The sequence below is a fragment of the Gracilibacillus sp. JCM 18860 genome, from assembly GCF_055395245.1.
Genome location: NZ_AP043868.1, coordinates 2,626,805 through 2,641,844 on the forward strand (window position 1 = coordinate 2,626,805; position 15,040 = coordinate 2,641,844).

Below are 15,040 nucleotides of genomic sequence, written 5' to 3' on the forward strand. Positions count from 1 at the left end.
CAAAATAGGAAGAATTAACTAACAAAATTCGCCAAATTTAGTTCTTTTCTATTAGAAGGGAGAAAAAATAAAACCCGAATATTATCATTTCCGATAACATTCGGGTTCTGTCAGCCAATTGTCATTTTCACTTCTAGCTATAGACACTTCGGACAACATTAGTTTGTGAACGATCTGGTCCTACAGAAAACACAGATAACGGAATTCCTGTAAGCTGAGATACTCTCTCTAAATAATGACGAGCATTCTCTGGTAGCTCATGCAAGCTTTTGACACCCGTAATATCCTCTGTCCAGCCTGGTAGCTCTTCATAAACAGGTTCACAGTCTGCTAACATTTTCAGGCTAGCAGGGAATTCCTCCATGATTTCCCCTTTATATTTATATGCAGTACAAATCTTTAATGTTTCGATTCCTGTTAAAACATCAATCGAATTAAGGGAAAGGTCTGTAATCCCACTAACACGTCTTGCATGCCTTACTACAACACTATCAAACCAACCAACACGACGGGCTCTTCCAGTTGTCGTACCATATTCATTTCCCACCTCGCGAATTTGATCCCCAATCTCGTCCTCAAGCTCCGTAGGGAATGGACCATCTCCAACACGAGTCGTATAAGCTTTGGATACACCTACCACATGGTCGATCTTTGAAGGGCCAACCCCTGAACCTATCGTCACTCCACCCGCAATTGGGTTAGAGGAGGTAACAAATGGATAAGTACCTTGGTCAATATCGAGCATAACACCTTGTGCACCTTCAAATAGTACACGACGGCCATCATCTAATGCATCATTTAACACAACAGATGTATCGGCAACATATTTTTTGAACTGTTGTCCATATTCATAATATTCCTCTAATATATCTTCTATTTTCATTAAGTCGGTTTCATATACTTTTTCAAACAAACGATTTTTTTCTTTTAAATTTATCTCAAGCTTTTCTCGGAAGGCGTCTTTGTCTAATAAATCAGCAATACGGATTCCAACACGTGCTGCTTTATCCATATAAGCAGGCCCAATACCCTTACGAGTGGTTCCTATTTTATTTGCACCCTTTTCGTCTTCTTGAAGGCCATCCAGCTTTAAATGATAAGGAAGAATAACATGGGCACGATTACTAATACGTAAATTATCCGTGCTCACCCCTTTATCATGGAGATAAGCCAACTCTTCTACTAATGCCTTCGGATCAATAACCATACCATTTCCTAATACACAAATTTTATCATGAAAAAAAATCCCAGACGGAATTAAGTGTAGTTTATACGTAATACCATCGAATTTTATCGTATGACCTGCATTATTTCCACCTTGATAACGTGCAACAACCTCTGCGTTTTGTGAAAGAAAATCTGTGATCTTTCCTTTACCTTCGTCTCCCCATTGTGTTCCCACTACGACTACTGAAGACATATACGGCACCCCCGCCTTAACGTTTTATTAACACGTTACCCATTTTACCAAGCGAAAAAGTGGATGTCAATCTGATTCACGAACATTTTAATAATAGTTTTATAGAATGTTCGTTAATTGGCATTATAAAAAAACAGCTCCATTCTAGTTACGAAATGGAACTGTTTTTCTCCTCCTTATCCTGGTGGGATATCATCATCCCCATAGCGGTGATCTAAATCTACAAACTTATTATATTCTTTAACAAAGGCTAGTTCGACCGTACCAACAGGACCGTTACGCTGCTTTGCAATAATAATTTCAATAATATTCTGCTTCTCCGATTCCTGATCATAGTAATCATCACGATATAAGAAACCAACAATATCGGCATCCTGCTCAATACTTCCCGACTCTCGTAAGTCGGACATCATCGGGCGTTTATCCTGTCTCTGTTCCACACCACGTGATAGCTGTGACAAGGCGATAAGGGGAACATTTAACTCCCTAGCCAAGCCCTTTAAGGAACGCGATATTTCCGATACCTCTTGCTGTCTATTTTCCTTAGAATTCGCACTCCCTTGAATCAATTGCAAATAATCGATCAAGATCATACCGAGTCCATGCTCTTGCTTTAATCTACGACACTTTGATCTGATTTCACTCACTCTAATCCCTGGTGTATCGTCTATGAAAACACCTGCATTTGATAGACTACCCATTGCAAGAGAGAGCTTGCGCCAATCCTCTTCCTGTAATGCGCCGGTTCTTAGTCTTTGGGCATCGATATTCCCCTCGGCACACAGCATACGAGAAACTAACTGTTCTGCCCCCATCTCTAAACTAAAAATGGCTACATTTTCATTGGTTTTAATCGCGACATTTTGTGCAATGTTCAAGGCAAAGGCTGTTTTCCCCACTGATGGACGGGCTGCAACAATAATTAAATCATTGCGTTGAAAGCCTGAAGTGATTCGATCTAGGTCACGGAACCCTGAAGCAATTCCAGTAACCTCTCCCGTTGATTTGTGTAGTTCGTCTATACTATCATAAACCTCTATGAGGACATCTTTAATATTTTTAAAAGCAGAGGCATTCTTTCGGTTCGAGACTTCTAATATTCTCTTTTCCGATTCGTTTAACACTTCCTCCACTTCATCTTCCTTAGAAAAGCTATCTGTCACAATATCTGTCGCTGTGCGGATTAATCTCCTTAGAATTGATTTTTCCTCAACAATACGACAATAATGTGAAATATTAGCAGCAGTCGGCACCGCATTCGCCAGATCACTTAAATAAGAGACCCCGCCAATATCATCCAACAGCTTACTATTCGATAGGCTCGTTGTAACCGTAACAAGATCAATTGGTTCTCCTTTATCTGCTAAGCTCATCATTACTCGGTAAATTTGTTGATGACTAGAGCGATAGAAGTCCTCTGGTATTAATATTTCAGAGGCACTGGAGATCGCATCAGGCTCTAAGAAAATTGCACCAAGCACCGCTTGCTCTGCTTCTATATTATGTGGTGGCGTTCTGCCCTGTAATGCTTCACTCATAATTTGCCCCCCTTTAGCAAGAATGTGGAAGCATTTGTTTATGCTTCCACAACGTGTACTCGAATGGTACCAGAAACCTCTTGATGTAGTTTTACTGGAACTTCGGTATATCCTAATGAACGGATTGGTTGATCTAACTCAATCTTACGCTTGTCCATTTTAATATTATGGGATTTTTTCAGTTCCTCCGCTATTTGCTTACTTGTAATGGAGCCAAATAAACGACCACCATCACCAGACTTAGCTGTTAGCTTCACTTCCAGCTTTTCTAGTGTTTCTTTAAGCTGCTTTGCTTGTTCTATCTCTTCTTGCTCCTGCTTTTTTGCTTTATTTTTTTGTGCCTTTAATGCACTCATATTCGCCTGAGTTGCCTCTACAGCATAGTTATTTTTAAAAAGGAAATTGCGGGCATAGCCATCAGAGACATTTTTTACATCGCCTTTTTTCCCTTTACCTTTCACGTCTTTTGTAAAAATTACTTTCATTCCTCTTCACCTTCCTCATCATAATACTCATCGATTATATCCTTTAGCCATTCATAGGCATCAATGACAGAGATATCATCCAATTGGGTGGCAGCATTCGTTAAATGGCCCCCACCATTCATTCTTTCCATGATAACTTGAACATTGACCTCACCGAGCGACCTTGCACTAATTCCAATGCGTCCATCCTTACGCTCTGATATCACAAACGATGCCTCAATCCCTGTCATTGTTAATAACGTATCCGCCGCTTGAGCAATCACAACAGGTCCATAGGTTTCTCTCGAATTACCTACTGAAATCGCAATATTATGGCGATATACCTTGGTGTTTTCAATTAAACGACTCCGCTTCACATATATATCGAGATCTTCCTTTAAAAACTTCTGCACTAACACGGTATCTGCACCTCTTGAGCGCAAATACGAGGCAGCATCAAAGGTTCTCGATCCCGTTCGAAGTGTGAAGCTCTTCGTATCGACAATAATTCCTGCTAGTAATGCAGTTGATTCTAACATATTTAGCGTTAATTTGCTCGGTTGATACTCTAACAATTCTGTGACGAGCTCAGCAGTTGAGGAAGCATATGGCTCCATATAAACAAGTGTTGGATCTTCCACAAATTCCTCTCCACGTCGGTGATGATCGATTAAGACCACATGCTCGGTTTTATGGACAAGCTTTTCCTCTAGCATCAAGGATGGCTTATGTGTATCCACTACAACGACTAACGTATCCTTTGTCACAATATCTAATGCCCCATCTGGATCAATAAAATGGGACCAAAGTTCATCGCTTTCTCTAATTTCATCCACTAAACGCTGGACACCTGTATCGATATCATTTTCATCTAACACAATAAAGCCCTCAACATCATTGGCCTGTGCAATTTTCAGTACACCGATGGCTGCCCCAATAGAGTCCATATCTGGTGCCTTGTGCCCCATAATGAGCACTTGGTCGCTGCCCTTTACCAGTTCCTTTAATGCATGAGATATAACCCTTGCCCTTACTCTCGTTCGTTTTTCCATTGGATTTGTCTTTCCACCATAAAAACGAACCTTCCCAGACTCATCATCTTTAATAACTACTTGGTCTCCTCCACGTCCTAATGCTAGATCAAGACTGGATTGTGTCAGCTTTCCTAAGTCTGGCAGCAATTCACTTCCGAGACCAATACCGATACTTAACGTTAATGGAACATTTTTGTCAGTAATTAATTCACGAACTTCATCTAATATTTCAAATTTTTCTTTTTCTAGCTGTGTGAGAATATCTTGATTAAAAACAGCTAAAAATCGTTCCTGTGAGGTTCGCTTTAAATAAATCCCTCTTTCATTTGACCAATTATTCAAAAGAGAGGTTACCTGTGAATTAATTTGACTCTTCGCCGTGTCATCCATGTTCTGCGTTATTTCCTCATAATTATCCAAAAAGATAATGCCAAGAACCGTCTTTTCCTGCTCGTATAATGCTTGAATTTCTATTTCTCGTGTTCGATCAAAGAAGTAGAGGAGACGTTCTTCTTTTTTGTTATACACCTGATACTCAAATTGATCAAATTTTAGCCAGAAGGATTCCTTTCCCTCTCGCAATTGGGAAACAATACTATCAGATAACAAGGAGAGAGGTTCTCCTACCATTGTTTCCTCTTCTGTAAATTGATTCATAAAAGGGTTCGCCCAGTCGATTTGATATTCCTCATCGTACAGAACAATCCCAATAGGCATTTCCAATAACGCTTCTTCCCCGACCTTTTTGACACGATAGGACAAAGTCGATATATAAGCCTCCGTTTGATCGAGTAATTTTTCTTCTCTTCGGATACTATAATAAAGAGAGAGACTAAAAAAAACAGTCATTATTAAGCCAATGACCCACTGAAAATAAAAAATAAATACTAATAATATAAACGAGAGAAGGTATATTCCAATAATATGTCTTCCCATCGTCGGCTTCTTCCATAATTTTGGCATAGCTGTCAGCTCCTAACCAAGTGACAAATCCTACTTCGTAATCCTCTTTTTTAAATCAAATCCTAAATCAATTATACCTAAGATTCGAACGAAATAAAAACCTATAAAAGGAAAAAATACAAGGACGAGTATGCTAACGATCGGTAAAGCTGTTGACTTTACTTTGACATAGCTATAGTAAAAGATAAAGGATAATCCTTGTAAGATCAAGAGGGTTCCTGCCAAATTAGATACATTCATAATGATATCATAAAATAGTGTGGCATCATTATTCCCTCCCATTAATGACAGCATTAAGGTAATAAAATATATCCACAAAATCAGCTTCGGTAACTGAAAATTTCGAAATGCTGGGAAAGCATATTTTTTTTCTGCTGTGCGATTTAGCCATTTATAGGTGAGCCATTGTGTAATAAGGGCCAAAACCATAGAAATAACGACTAATATAAAAGGAATGAGCTGAAGAACTCCTAGCATTTGTTCACGAATTAATTCAAAATCCTCGATAGAAAGCTGAATCATTCCAAACGTTTCAAACAATTCTCTCGTTCTATTTAAAGACTCATTCATCATTTCCTTATAGGAATCTGCTATAGAATATTGTAGCACTATTTCGATAAACGCATAGGCTCCAACAAGTCCGAACAAATATCCAGCCGTCCCTTTTAACCAGGTTTCATATGGATGCTGCTTTTTTTGAATCGAAAAACCGATCATTATTCCGCTTATTAATGCAAGAAAGGTAATCGGAATCGAAACCGCCGGATAAATGATAAAAGACAAAAAGAACAGCACCATCACGGTCACATAAAATAACACACGCTCACCATGAAGCATGAGTAAGATAATCGGTATGGGCATTAGCATGATTGTAAATATCTCTGTAAATGGTAAGAATATCGTTACCATATATAGCAACAAGTAAATACTTATATAAAGGAAGTATTTTTTGTCTATTTTGTTGTTTTTCAATCTTCATCCCCCTTATGGAAGCTAAACTATTATACATTTTACACTAAACGAGAAGTGATTGTTAGCTTCTATTTTACCATCTAGATTCACCTATCACCTAATGATTATGATTATGGTATGATTAATTAAAAGTGAGGAGGAGGAATAAAATGATAAAAACGATAATATTTGATCTGGATGATACGTTGCTATGGGATAAAAAAAGTGTGAAACAAGCGTTTGAAGATACTTGCCTATTAGCAACTGAAAAATATGGAGTAGATGCTCTTAAAGTAGAGGATGCAGTTCGCGAAGAGGCCCGTAAGCTATATCAAAGCTATGAAACCTATGAATTCACTCAAATGATTGGAATTAATCCTTTTGAAGGACTCTGGGGTAATTTCCTTGATGATCATACATATTTTAAAAAAATGGCCGAAATCGTACCGAACTACCGAAGAGATGCTTGGATTAATGGACTGAAGCAAGTAGGCATAGAGGATGAAGAATTTGGTGAACATTTGGCCGAGCAATTCCCAATTAACCGAAAAAAGAACCCATTTGTTTACGAAGAAACCTTTACGGTATTGAACAAGCTAAAAGGGCACTATCATTTAATTATGTTAACGAACGGCTCTCCCGATTTACAAAATACCAAATTAACGATCACCCCAGAATTAAAGAACTATTTTGACCATATCATTATCTCTGGAGATTTCGGTAAAGGAAAACCAGATCCTTCCATATTTGAACATGTGCTAGAAGTAGCAAATGTAGAGAAGGAGCATGCCATCATGGTTGGAGATAATTTGATGACAGATATATTAGGTGCCAACCGTACAGGTATCAAAAGTGTTTGGATTAACCGCGAAAACAAACAATACAATGAAGTAAAGCCAACCTACGAGATCAAGCACTTAGAAGAATTATTGGAATTACTGCAATAATGAAAAAAAGCTCTCCTAATGCAGGAGAGCTTTGATTGTTTTATGCGATTATATTGGGAAAATCTCTATCATTTTGATGATATCAAGGTTTATCTTGGTTATCCTGCTTAATAGCCTGATTATTCACTCGATATCTTCACATCACTTGAATTACAGTTCCATTGCAGTTAATTTTTCGATTTCATCGATTTGCTTTAATGCTTCTATCTCTTCTTCCTCTAAATATTTGTCTACAGTTAGAATCATAATAGCTTCTCCGCCAATGTCCGAACGGCCTACTTGCATTGCTGCGATATTAATATTTTTCTCTGCAAACATACTTCCCACTTTTCCGATAACACCAGGCTTATCATTGTGCTTAATGACAACTAAATTCCCCTCAGGAACAACGTCCACACTATATGCATCTACCTGTACAATTCTTGGTCCTAGACCGTTTAATAAAGTACCTGCAATAGATCGTGTCACTTCTTTTGTTTTCACTTCCACACGTAGTAAGTTAGTAAAGCCTTTCGGGGTAGAGGATTTGTTTTCATTCACTTGAATGCCTCGCTTCTCTGCTAAATAAGAAGCATTCACATCATTGACGTGGTCCCCCATGTGACGCTTTAATAAACCTTTTATCGTATTACGTGTTAATGGTGCTACTTCGATTTCTGTCAAATCTCCAGAATAGGAAATATTAATTTCTTCAATAACTCCAGTTGTAAAATAAGTTAAGAAGGTTCCTAATTTCTCTGATAAGTGGAAATATGGTTCGATCTTATTCATCACTTCTTTAGGGACAGATGGTAGGTTTACAGGATTGCGTGCAACGCCCTCTGTTAAATAACGTACAACATCATGGCTAACATCAATGGCAACATTTTCTTGTGCCTCTACTGTACTGGCACCTAAATGTGGTGTTGCAATAACCTCTGGCAATTCCAATAAACGATGATCCGTTGCCGGTTCTTCTTCGAAAACGTCTAAGGCTGCTCCTGCAACTTTACCAGACTTAATGGCATCATATAGTGCTTCTTCATCTATAATTCCACCACGAGCACAGTTAATGATTCGAACACCGTCTTTCATTTTGGCAAATGCCGCTTTGTTCAGCAAATGCTTTGTATCTTTAATCAATGGTGTATGTACGGTAACAAAATCTGCTACTTTAATAACATCCTCTACCGATCCGAAATCTACGCCTAATTTATCCGCTCTTTCCTTTGTTAAAAAAGGATCATATGCAATAACATTCATGCGCTGACCTTTAGCACGTGCTGCCACCTCAGCTCCGATACGTCCCATTCCAATAACGCCAAGAGTCTTCCCTTTTAGTTCCACGCCGACATGTGTTTTTCGATCCCATTTCCCATTTTTCAATGCTAAAAATGCTTGAGGAATTTTTCTTGCTAATGACATAAGCATTGCCACTGTGTGCTCTGCTGCAGAATTTGTATTTCCATCTGGTGCATTCACGACAATAATCCCGTATTCTGTTGCAGCACTTAGGTCAATGTTGTCTACACCAACACCTGCGCGACCAATAATTTTTAAGTTTGTTGCTTGGCTAATAATATCTCTCGTAACCTTTGTTTGACTTCTAACAAGTAAAGCATCATATTCACCAATTTTGTCAGCCAACTCATCTGCTGAAAGGCTTGTTTGTACATCTACCTCGATATTGTCTGCTTCTCTTAATGGTTGAATACCATCTTCACTTAATGGATCACTAATTAAAACTTTAAATGCCATGATTGTCCCTCCAAATAATAGAATTACTCCATGTTAGCCAAATGAACGTGAAGCTTTTCACTTTTATCTTATTCTATAAATATTATATCACTTTTGTCGCGATATAAATACTAGATTGCAAGTTCTCATCTTCTATAAAAAACTTTTCTTTATCATAGCAGAAATAGGCTAATTGTCAAGGTGTTTCCAACTGATTTCCTTGATATAATTCGTGTTTTTGCTCTCAACTAGATAATAAAACTGTATTTTTCTATTAATTAGGCCTCCAAAACCGAACATTATATGATCTGAAATCAGTTTACAATCGTTTAAAAGGAGCTAATAATAGCATGTGTCATTAGTATGTAAAGTAAGACTTTGCTCGGTAAGATCTTACATACGGTTAATGCAGTATGAAAAAAGCACCATAGGAATTATCCTATAGTGCCTTCAACCTATTTATTCACTTACATATGGCAATAAAGCCATTTGACGAGCACGCTTAATTGCTCTAGTCAATTTACGTTGATATTTTGCAGAAGTTCCTGTTACACGACGAGGAAGAATTTTTCCACGTTCAGAAACGAAACGTCTTAATAACTCAACATCTTTATAGTCAATGTGTGTAATACCGTTCGCTGTGAAATAACACACTTTACGACGCTTAGCGCGTCCACGACGAGCTGCCATTATACATAACCTCCTTCTTGCTATGAATTAGAAAGGTAAATCATCGTCGGAAATATCAATTGGTTCTCCACTATTTTCAAATGGATTATCATTTTTATTTCCTTGATTATTTGAATTGTTTTGGTTAAATTGATTGGCTTGACTTGCTTGGTTCTGATTTTGATTATTATAGCTTTGTGATCCTCCAGATTGTCCACCTGAGGAACCACCCTTAGACTCTAAAAACTGAACAGAGTCTGCTACGACCTCTGTAATGAAAACACGTTTTCCATCTGGGTCATCATAGCTACGGGTTTGTAATCGTCCATCTACTCCGATAAGACTACCTTTGCTCATGAAGTTCGCAAGGTTCTCTGCTGGTCTTCTCCAAACAACACAATTAATAAAGTCTGCTTCTCTTTGACCTTGTTGATTAGAGAATGGACGGTTTACTGCTATCGTAAAGTTAGCTACTGCAACTCCACTTGGTGTATAACGCAAGTCTGGATCTTTCGTTAACCTGCCGACAAGAACGACACGATTTAACATCAGAACCACTCCTTATTATTGATCGTCTTCACGAATTGCCATATAACGAAGAATGTCATCAGAGAAATTCGCTTGACGATTGAATTCGTTAATTGCTGTTTCATCACCTTTAAGGTTAATAATTACATAGTATCCATCACGGTAGTCATTGATTTCATAAGCAAGACGTTTCTTACCTACTTCTTCAACTTTCTCGATCTCCGCACCATTACTTGTAAGGAATCCATTGAAACGCTCAATTAAAGCAGTTTGTGCTTCCTCCTCTACATCTGGGCGGATGATGTACATAATTTCATATTTATTCATCCGTTTACACCTCCTTTTGGTCTTAGCGGCTCTATGATTATCATAGAGCAAGGAGTAACAACTCTCATTACTCACAATACGATATTATACCAAATTAGCCTTCTCATTGCAAATTTATTTCAAAAGGCTTGTCCATTTTGCTTTTTGAGCGTATGAATAAAGATGTCAAACAGGTGATACAGACTATACGTTAAAGCGGAAATGCATAACATCTCCGTCTTTCACCAAGTATTCCTTTCCTTCTAATCGCACTTTCCCTTTTTCTTTAGCTACTTGCATCGATCCAGCTTCCATTAAATCATCATAGGATACGGTCTCTGCACGGATAAAGCCTTTTTCAAAATCGGTATGGATAATTCCTGCTGCCTGTGGTGCTTTGATTCCCTTTTTAAATGTCCAAGCACGCACTTCTTGCTCACCAGCAGTAAAATAGGTCGCTAAACCAAGTAATTGGTAAGTTGCTTTAATCAGCTGATCTAATCCAGACTCAGGAATACCGAGCTCTTCTAAAAACTCTGCCTTTTCCTCACCGTCGAGTTCCGCTATTTCGGATTCCACCTTTGCACTTACAACGATTACTTCTGCTTGATCTGATTTGGCAAATTCTTTTACTGTTTGTACATTTTCATTGCTATCCGCATCGAGTAGCTCGTCCTCCCCTACATTGGCTACATATAAAACAGATTTACTTGTTAGTAAATGTAGGCCTTTCACAAGCTTCTCCTGCTCTTCTGTAAAAGAAACCGCTCGAGCTGGTTTTTCTTCTTCAAATGCATCCCTTAATTTAGCTAAAACCTCAAATTCAGCCATTGCTCCCTTATCTTTCTGTTTCGCCATTTTTTCTACTCGAGAGATGCGTTTTGTTACAGTTTCTAAATCTGCTAAAATGAGTTCTAAATTGATTGTTTCTATATCCGAAATAGGGTCGACTTTCCCAGATACATGTGTAATATTTTCATCCTGAAAGCAACGTACCACATGGCAAATCGCATCCACTTGGCGAATATGGGAGAGGAATTGATTTCCTAAGCCTTCTCCTTTACTCGCCCCTTTCACAATTCCTGCGATATCAGTAAATTCAAATGCCGTTGGTACGGTCTTTTTCGGTTTCACTAATTCTGTAAGTTTTTGAAGCCTAGTATCTGGAACCTCTACGATCCCTACATTTGGATCTATCGTACAAAACGGGTAATTTGCCGACTCTGCGCCAGCTTGTGTTATTGCATTAAACAAGGTTGATTTACCTACATTAGGCAAACCAACAATTCCTGCTGTTAAAGCCATTCATTCCACTCCTTAAGGATATCGTCCAATTGAACGTTTCAGTCATACCAATTATAGTAATACTTTTTATACTTGACAAGTTATTAAAAAGCCAAATTGCAATTGTTTAAGCATAAAAACCCTTACTTTCTTTTCAGTAAAAAAATTGTTCTTCAGTATACAACTAATATGAAAATAATAAATTGTTTCACGTGGAACAATTTTATTCTGGCGCGTGCTCTAATATTTTTTTTAATTTTTGTTCAAACCTTCTTCTAGGAATCATGACACTATGTCCACATCCCTCACACTTAATTCGAATATCCATCCCCATTCGAATCACCTTCCAGCGATTTTCTCCACATGGATGTGGTTTTTTCATCTCTACGATGTCATTCAAATGAAATTCCTTCCGTTCCATTTCTTTTCACCTACTTTTTTGCAATATCTTTCTTTATTATACTATATATTAACTTTTCTTCGTAAAAGGATAAAGAAAAATGGCTAAAAGTAAGTATAAATTTAGTAAACCATATAGCGGATAAAGCCATGCAATTAAATTAGAAAAACCAACCTTTGTCAGAGGGATTAAAATGATAAGCGTAATGATGGCTAGCTTCCATAAAGCGATAGGAATGACCTTTCTAATCCTCGTGACAATTCCTAAAACACTTGAAATTGCAGTAGTAAAAATAGCAAACCATAATAGTATCGACATGATCACATAAGTATATGTTGGGTAGTTTTTCAAAATCGCAAACAAGGGAATCTCATACAAAATGATAACCTCTGAGATTTGAATTAAACTATTGTTATAAATATAAGAAATAATTCCAAGCACAAGCCCACTACCTACACTTGCAATGATTATCTCACCAGTTGACTTTATTTTCTCCCCGACTGCACTTATTACCGCAATAATCGATAAGATATTTAAGGCTGTAAAAGTAAACGCCGTATACCAATTTTTTTGATGTTTCCAATCTATTAGATAGCTTAAGCCTTCATCTATATTATATTTGATCAGAATAGATAACAATCCGACAATTAATAATGGAAGAATAAAAGAGTTGAGGACAACAGCTCCATTGATTCCTTTCATAAATACTAAAACAATAATGATGGATATAAATACGATGCCTACCCATGAATAAATCTTGACCGCCTCAAAGGTTGCCCCACTCCCTGCTATCATCACAACGGTCGTGGACATCAAATAAAAGAAAATGAGTATATCATAATATTTTGCTACTTTTCTACCTAATAATAATTCCAACACGGATAAGTAGTCTGTGGTTTGATGGATGTAGCTGATCTTCATCGTAATAAAAACAGAAAATGTAAAAAATACAACAAACAAGAGAATAGCAAGTCCACTTTCATGCCCAAAAAATTGCCATAATTCTCTCCCTGAAGCATAACCTGCCCCTACCATCGTGCCAATAATTAAAAACATCCACTTAAGGCCTGATCTCCACATAGCTTTCCTCCATAATACTGACATACTATATTAAAAGTATGCAGATAATGGGTCAGCTATGAGGCTTGTTTTATATTTTAAATGAAGAAGAAGTCTAATCGGTGATGATCAGACTTCTTGTTTTTTTCTTATGCTATTTTTCCATTTTCTCAAGGATACGATTTAAGTCATCCTCTGAATAAAACTCAATTTCGATTTTTCCTTTTTTCTTTCCTTTATTTATTTTGACATTGGTGCCAAAATAATCTTTTAGATGATTTTCTCTTTCCTGTAAGAAAATATCTTTTTTTACCTTTTTTTCATTCTTCTCTTTTTTCTTTTCATTAATGCTTTGAATCAACGATTCTACTTGTCTTACATTTAGCTTTTCTGTCGTTATCTTATTCACTAATGGAATAAGCTTTTCTTTGTCCTTAAGTCCTAACAATGCCCTACCATGTCCCATTGAAATGGCACCATTATTAATCTTGGCAATAATCTCATCTGGTAAACTAAGTAAGCGAATGAGATTCGCAATATGGGATCTACTTTTGCCTAATCGTTGTGCTAGTGTTTCTTGAGTGATTCCAAGCTCATTAATTAGTCGGTCATAAGCATTAGCTTCTTCAATAGGAGTTAGATCTTCCCGCTGTATATTTTCAAGTAGTGCCAATTCCATCATTTGTTCATCAGAAAGATCCTTGACGATAGCAGGAATTGTCTCTAAATTTGCTTCTTTTGCTGCTCGATAACGCCTTTCTCCAACTACAATTTCATAACCCTTAATGCTTTTACGAACGATTAATGGTTGGAGGATCCCGTGTAAAAGGATCGATTCCTTTAATTCCTCAATAGCATCTGCTTCAAATACTTTTCTTGGCTGATATGGGTTCGGTCGGCATTTTGAAAGCAAAATTTCTTCAATCTTTTCGTCCTGCTCATTTATCTCTAAGTCTGGAAAAAATGCATTGATTCCTTTACCTAGGCCTTTAGCCATTTGCAATCACTTCCTTTGCTAACTCAAGATAAACCTCTGCCCCTTTGGATTTAGGGTCATAAGAAATGATTGGTTGCCCATGACTTGGAGCCTCTCCTAACCGCACATTCCGAGGGACAACAGCCTGATATACTTTACTTTGAAAATATTTTTTAACTTCTTCTATTACCTGAATACCTAGGTTCGTTCTAGCATCTAGCATCGTTAATAATACCCCTTCAATCATTAGTTGATTATTTAGGTGTTTTTGTACTAAACGGATTGTATTCAACAACTGACTTAATCCTTCTAGTGCATAATACTCACATTGAACAGGGATTAGAACAGAATCTGCTGCTGTTAATGCATTTATCGTTAATAACCCTAATGATGGAGGGCAGTCGATGATGACATAATCGTATTCCTCTTTCACACTATCAATCGCTTTTTTTAATCGAATCTCGCGGGATATCGTGGAAACTAGTTCAATTTCTGCACCAGCCAGTTGAATAGTAGCAGGAATTATATCTAAGTTTGGAACATTTGTGCTAACAAGAACATCAGAAACCTCCATGTCCTCTACCAATACATTATACACACATGTGTCCACATCAGCTTTATTTATTCCTAGACCACTAGTAGAATTCCCTTGTGGATCGATATCAACAATAAGTATTTTATGGTCTAAATGAGCCAAACAAGCACTCAAATTAACAGAGGAAGTAGTTTTTCCTACTCCACCCTTTTGGTTTGCAACCGCGATTACTTTTCCCATGACGTCACCT

15 protein-coding genes are annotated in these 15,040 nt (G+C 37.5%); 1 reads left to right on the forward strand and 14 read right to left on the reverse strand.

The window, feature by feature from the left end; translation table 11 throughout:
- Nucleotides 1-133 precede the first annotated feature (133 nt).
- From ACZ5R4_RS13285 to ACZ5R4_RS13305, 5 genes are all read right to left on the reverse strand, one after another.
- Nucleotides 134-1,420, reverse strand: a complete 1,287-nt coding sequence (locus ACZ5R4_RS13285) for an adenylosuccinate synthase (RefSeq protein ID WP_109983433.1) — start codon at nt 1,418-1,420, stop codon at nt 134-136.
- Nucleotides 1,421-1,596: 176 nt separating this feature from the next.
- Nucleotides 1,597-2,958 carry a replicative DNA helicase gene (gene dnaB, locus ACZ5R4_RS13290; protein ID WP_054788566.1) on the reverse strand — a complete coding sequence of 454 codons (1,362 nt, stop codon included), beginning with the start codon at nt 2,956-2,958 and terminating at the stop codon, nt 1,597-1,599.
- A 38-nt stretch (nt 2,959-2,996) separates the two neighbouring features.
- Nucleotides 2,997-3,443 (reverse strand): 50S ribosomal protein L9, encoded by a 447-nt coding sequence (rplI, locus tag ACZ5R4_RS13295; protein WP_109983434.1) that lies wholly within the window; start codon nt 3,441-3,443, stop codon nt 2,997-2,999.
- Complete coding sequence (locus tag ACZ5R4_RS13300; RefSeq protein ID WP_109983435.1) at nt 3,440-5,419, reverse strand: DHH family phosphoesterase; 1,980 nt, start codon at nt 5,417-5,419, stop codon at nt 3,440-3,442. The genes rplI and ACZ5R4_RS13300 overlap by 4 nt, the downstream gene beginning before the upstream one ends.
- 30 nt (nt 5,420-5,449) lie before the next feature.
- Entirely contained in the window at nt 5,450-6,391 is a 942-nt protein-coding gene (locus ACZ5R4_RS13305; protein ID WP_054860828.1) for a YybS family protein, read from the reverse strand.
- 149 nt (nt 6,392-6,540) lie between these two features.
- On the opposite strand from ACZ5R4_RS13305, the gene ACZ5R4_RS13310 reads away from it, so the two are divergent.
- Complete coding sequence (locus ACZ5R4_RS13310; RefSeq protein WP_464367494.1) at nt 6,541-7,317, forward strand: HAD family hydrolase; 777 nt, start codon at nt 6,541-6,543, stop codon at nt 7,315-7,317.
- Nucleotides 7,318-7,467: 150 nt separating this feature from the next.
- On the opposite strand, the gene serA is transcribed toward ACZ5R4_RS13310, so the two are convergent.
- From serA to ACZ5R4_RS13355, 9 genes are all read right to left on the reverse strand, one after another.
- The gene (gene serA / locus ACZ5R4_RS13315) at nt 7,468-9,054 is read right to left on the reverse strand and encodes a phosphoglycerate dehydrogenase (RefSeq protein WP_054788568.1); all 1,587 of its coding nucleotides are present in this window, start codon (nt 9,052-9,054) and stop codon (nt 7,468-7,470) included.
- 438 nt (nt 9,055-9,492) lie between these two features.
- Nucleotides 9,493-9,723 (reverse strand): 30S ribosomal protein S18, encoded by a 231-nt coding sequence (rpsR, locus tag ACZ5R4_RS13320; RefSeq protein WP_054788569.1) that lies wholly within the window; start codon nt 9,721-9,723, stop codon nt 9,493-9,495.
- Nucleotides 9,724-9,750: 27 nt separating this feature from the next.
- Nucleotides 9,751-10,251 carry a single-stranded DNA-binding protein gene (gene ssb, locus ACZ5R4_RS13325; protein ID WP_054788570.1) on the reverse strand — a complete coding sequence of 167 codons (501 nt, stop codon included), beginning with the start codon at nt 10,249-10,251 and terminating at the stop codon, nt 9,751-9,753.
- Between the two features lie 15 nt (nt 10,252-10,266).
- Nucleotides 10,267-10,557: a 30S ribosomal protein S6 gene (gene rpsF / locus ACZ5R4_RS13330; RefSeq protein WP_054860830.1), complete on the reverse strand. Its 291-nt coding sequence runs from the start codon at nt 10,555-10,557 to the stop codon at nt 10,267-10,269.
- Between the two features lie 183 nt (nt 10,558-10,740).
- Entirely contained in the window at nt 10,741-11,841 is a 1,101-nt protein-coding gene (ychF, locus tag ACZ5R4_RS13335; protein WP_464367495.1) for a redox-regulated ATPase YchF, read from the reverse strand.
- Nucleotides 11,842-12,043: 202 nt separating this feature from the next.
- The gene (locus ACZ5R4_RS13340) at nt 12,044-12,241 is read right to left on the reverse strand and encodes a DUF951 domain-containing protein (protein WP_277679494.1); all 198 of its coding nucleotides are present in this window, start codon (nt 12,239-12,241) and stop codon (nt 12,044-12,046) included.
- 48 nt (nt 12,242-12,289) lie between these two features.
- Nucleotides 12,290-13,300 carry a hypothetical protein gene (locus ACZ5R4_RS13345; protein ID WP_109983438.1) on the reverse strand — a complete coding sequence of 337 codons (1,011 nt, stop codon included), beginning with the start codon at nt 13,298-13,300 and terminating at the stop codon, nt 12,290-12,292.
- 133 nt (nt 13,301-13,433) lie between these two features.
- Nucleotides 13,434-14,276, reverse strand: a complete 843-nt coding sequence (locus ACZ5R4_RS13350) for a ParB/RepB/Spo0J family partition protein (RefSeq protein WP_109983439.1) — start codon at nt 14,274-14,276, stop codon at nt 13,434-13,436.
- Nucleotides 14,269-15,030: a ParA family protein gene (locus ACZ5R4_RS13355; RefSeq protein WP_109983440.1), complete on the reverse strand. Its 762-nt coding sequence runs from the start codon at nt 15,028-15,030 to the stop codon at nt 14,269-14,271. The genes ACZ5R4_RS13350 and ACZ5R4_RS13355 overlap by 8 nt, the downstream gene beginning before the upstream one ends.
- Nucleotides 15,031-15,040 lie beyond the last annotated feature (10 nt).

Coding starts and splice junctions, on each gene's coding strand:
- ACZ5R4_RS13285 (WP_109983433.1), bottom strand. CDS start 1,420: ATGTCTTCAGTAGTCGTAGTGGGAACACAATGGGGAGACGAAGGTAAA.
- dnaB (WP_054788566.1), bottom strand. CDS start 2,958: ATGAGTGAAGCATTACAGGGCAGAACGCCACCACATAATATAGAAGCA.
- rplI (WP_109983434.1), bottom strand. CDS start 3,443: ATGAAAGTAATTTTTACAAAAGACGTGAAAGGTAAAGGGAAAAAAGGC.
- ACZ5R4_RS13300 (WP_109983435.1), bottom strand. CDS start 5,419: ATGCCAAAATTATGGAAGAAGCCGACGATGGGAAGACATATTATTGGA.
- ACZ5R4_RS13310 (WP_464367494.1), top strand. CDS start 6,541: ATGATAAAAACGATAATATTTGATCTGGATGATACGTTGCTATGGGAT.
- serA (WP_054788568.1), bottom strand. CDS start 9,054: ATGGCATTTAAAGTTTTAATTAGTGATCCATTAAGTGAAGATGGTATT.
- rpsR (WP_054788569.1), bottom strand. CDS start 9,723: ATGGCAGCTCGTCGTGGACGCGCTAAGCGTCGTAAAGTGTGTTATTTC.
- ssb (WP_054788570.1), bottom strand. CDS start 10,251: ATGTTAAATCGTGTCGTTCTTGTCGGCAGGTTAACGAAAGATCCAGAC.
- rpsF (WP_054860830.1), bottom strand. CDS start 10,557: ATGAATAAATATGAAATTATGTACATCATCCGCCCAGATGTAGAGGAG.
- ychF (WP_464367495.1), bottom strand. CDS start 11,841: ATGGCTTTAACAGCAGGAATTGTTGGTTTGCCTAATGTAGGTAAATCA.
- ACZ5R4_RS13340 (WP_277679494.1), bottom strand. CDS start 12,241: ATGGAACGGAAGGAATTTCATTTGAATGACATCGTAGAGATGAAAAAA.
- ACZ5R4_RS13345 (WP_109983438.1), bottom strand. CDS start 13,300: ATGTGGAGATCAGGCCTTAAGTGGATGTTTTTAATTATTGGCACGATG.
- ACZ5R4_RS13350 (WP_109983439.1), bottom strand. CDS start 14,276: ATGGCTAAAGGCCTAGGTAAAGGAATCAATGCATTTTTTCCAGACTTA.
- ACZ5R4_RS13355 (WP_109983440.1), bottom strand. CDS start 15,030: ATGGGAAAAGTAATCGCGGTTGCAAACCAAAAGGGTGGAGTAGGAAAA.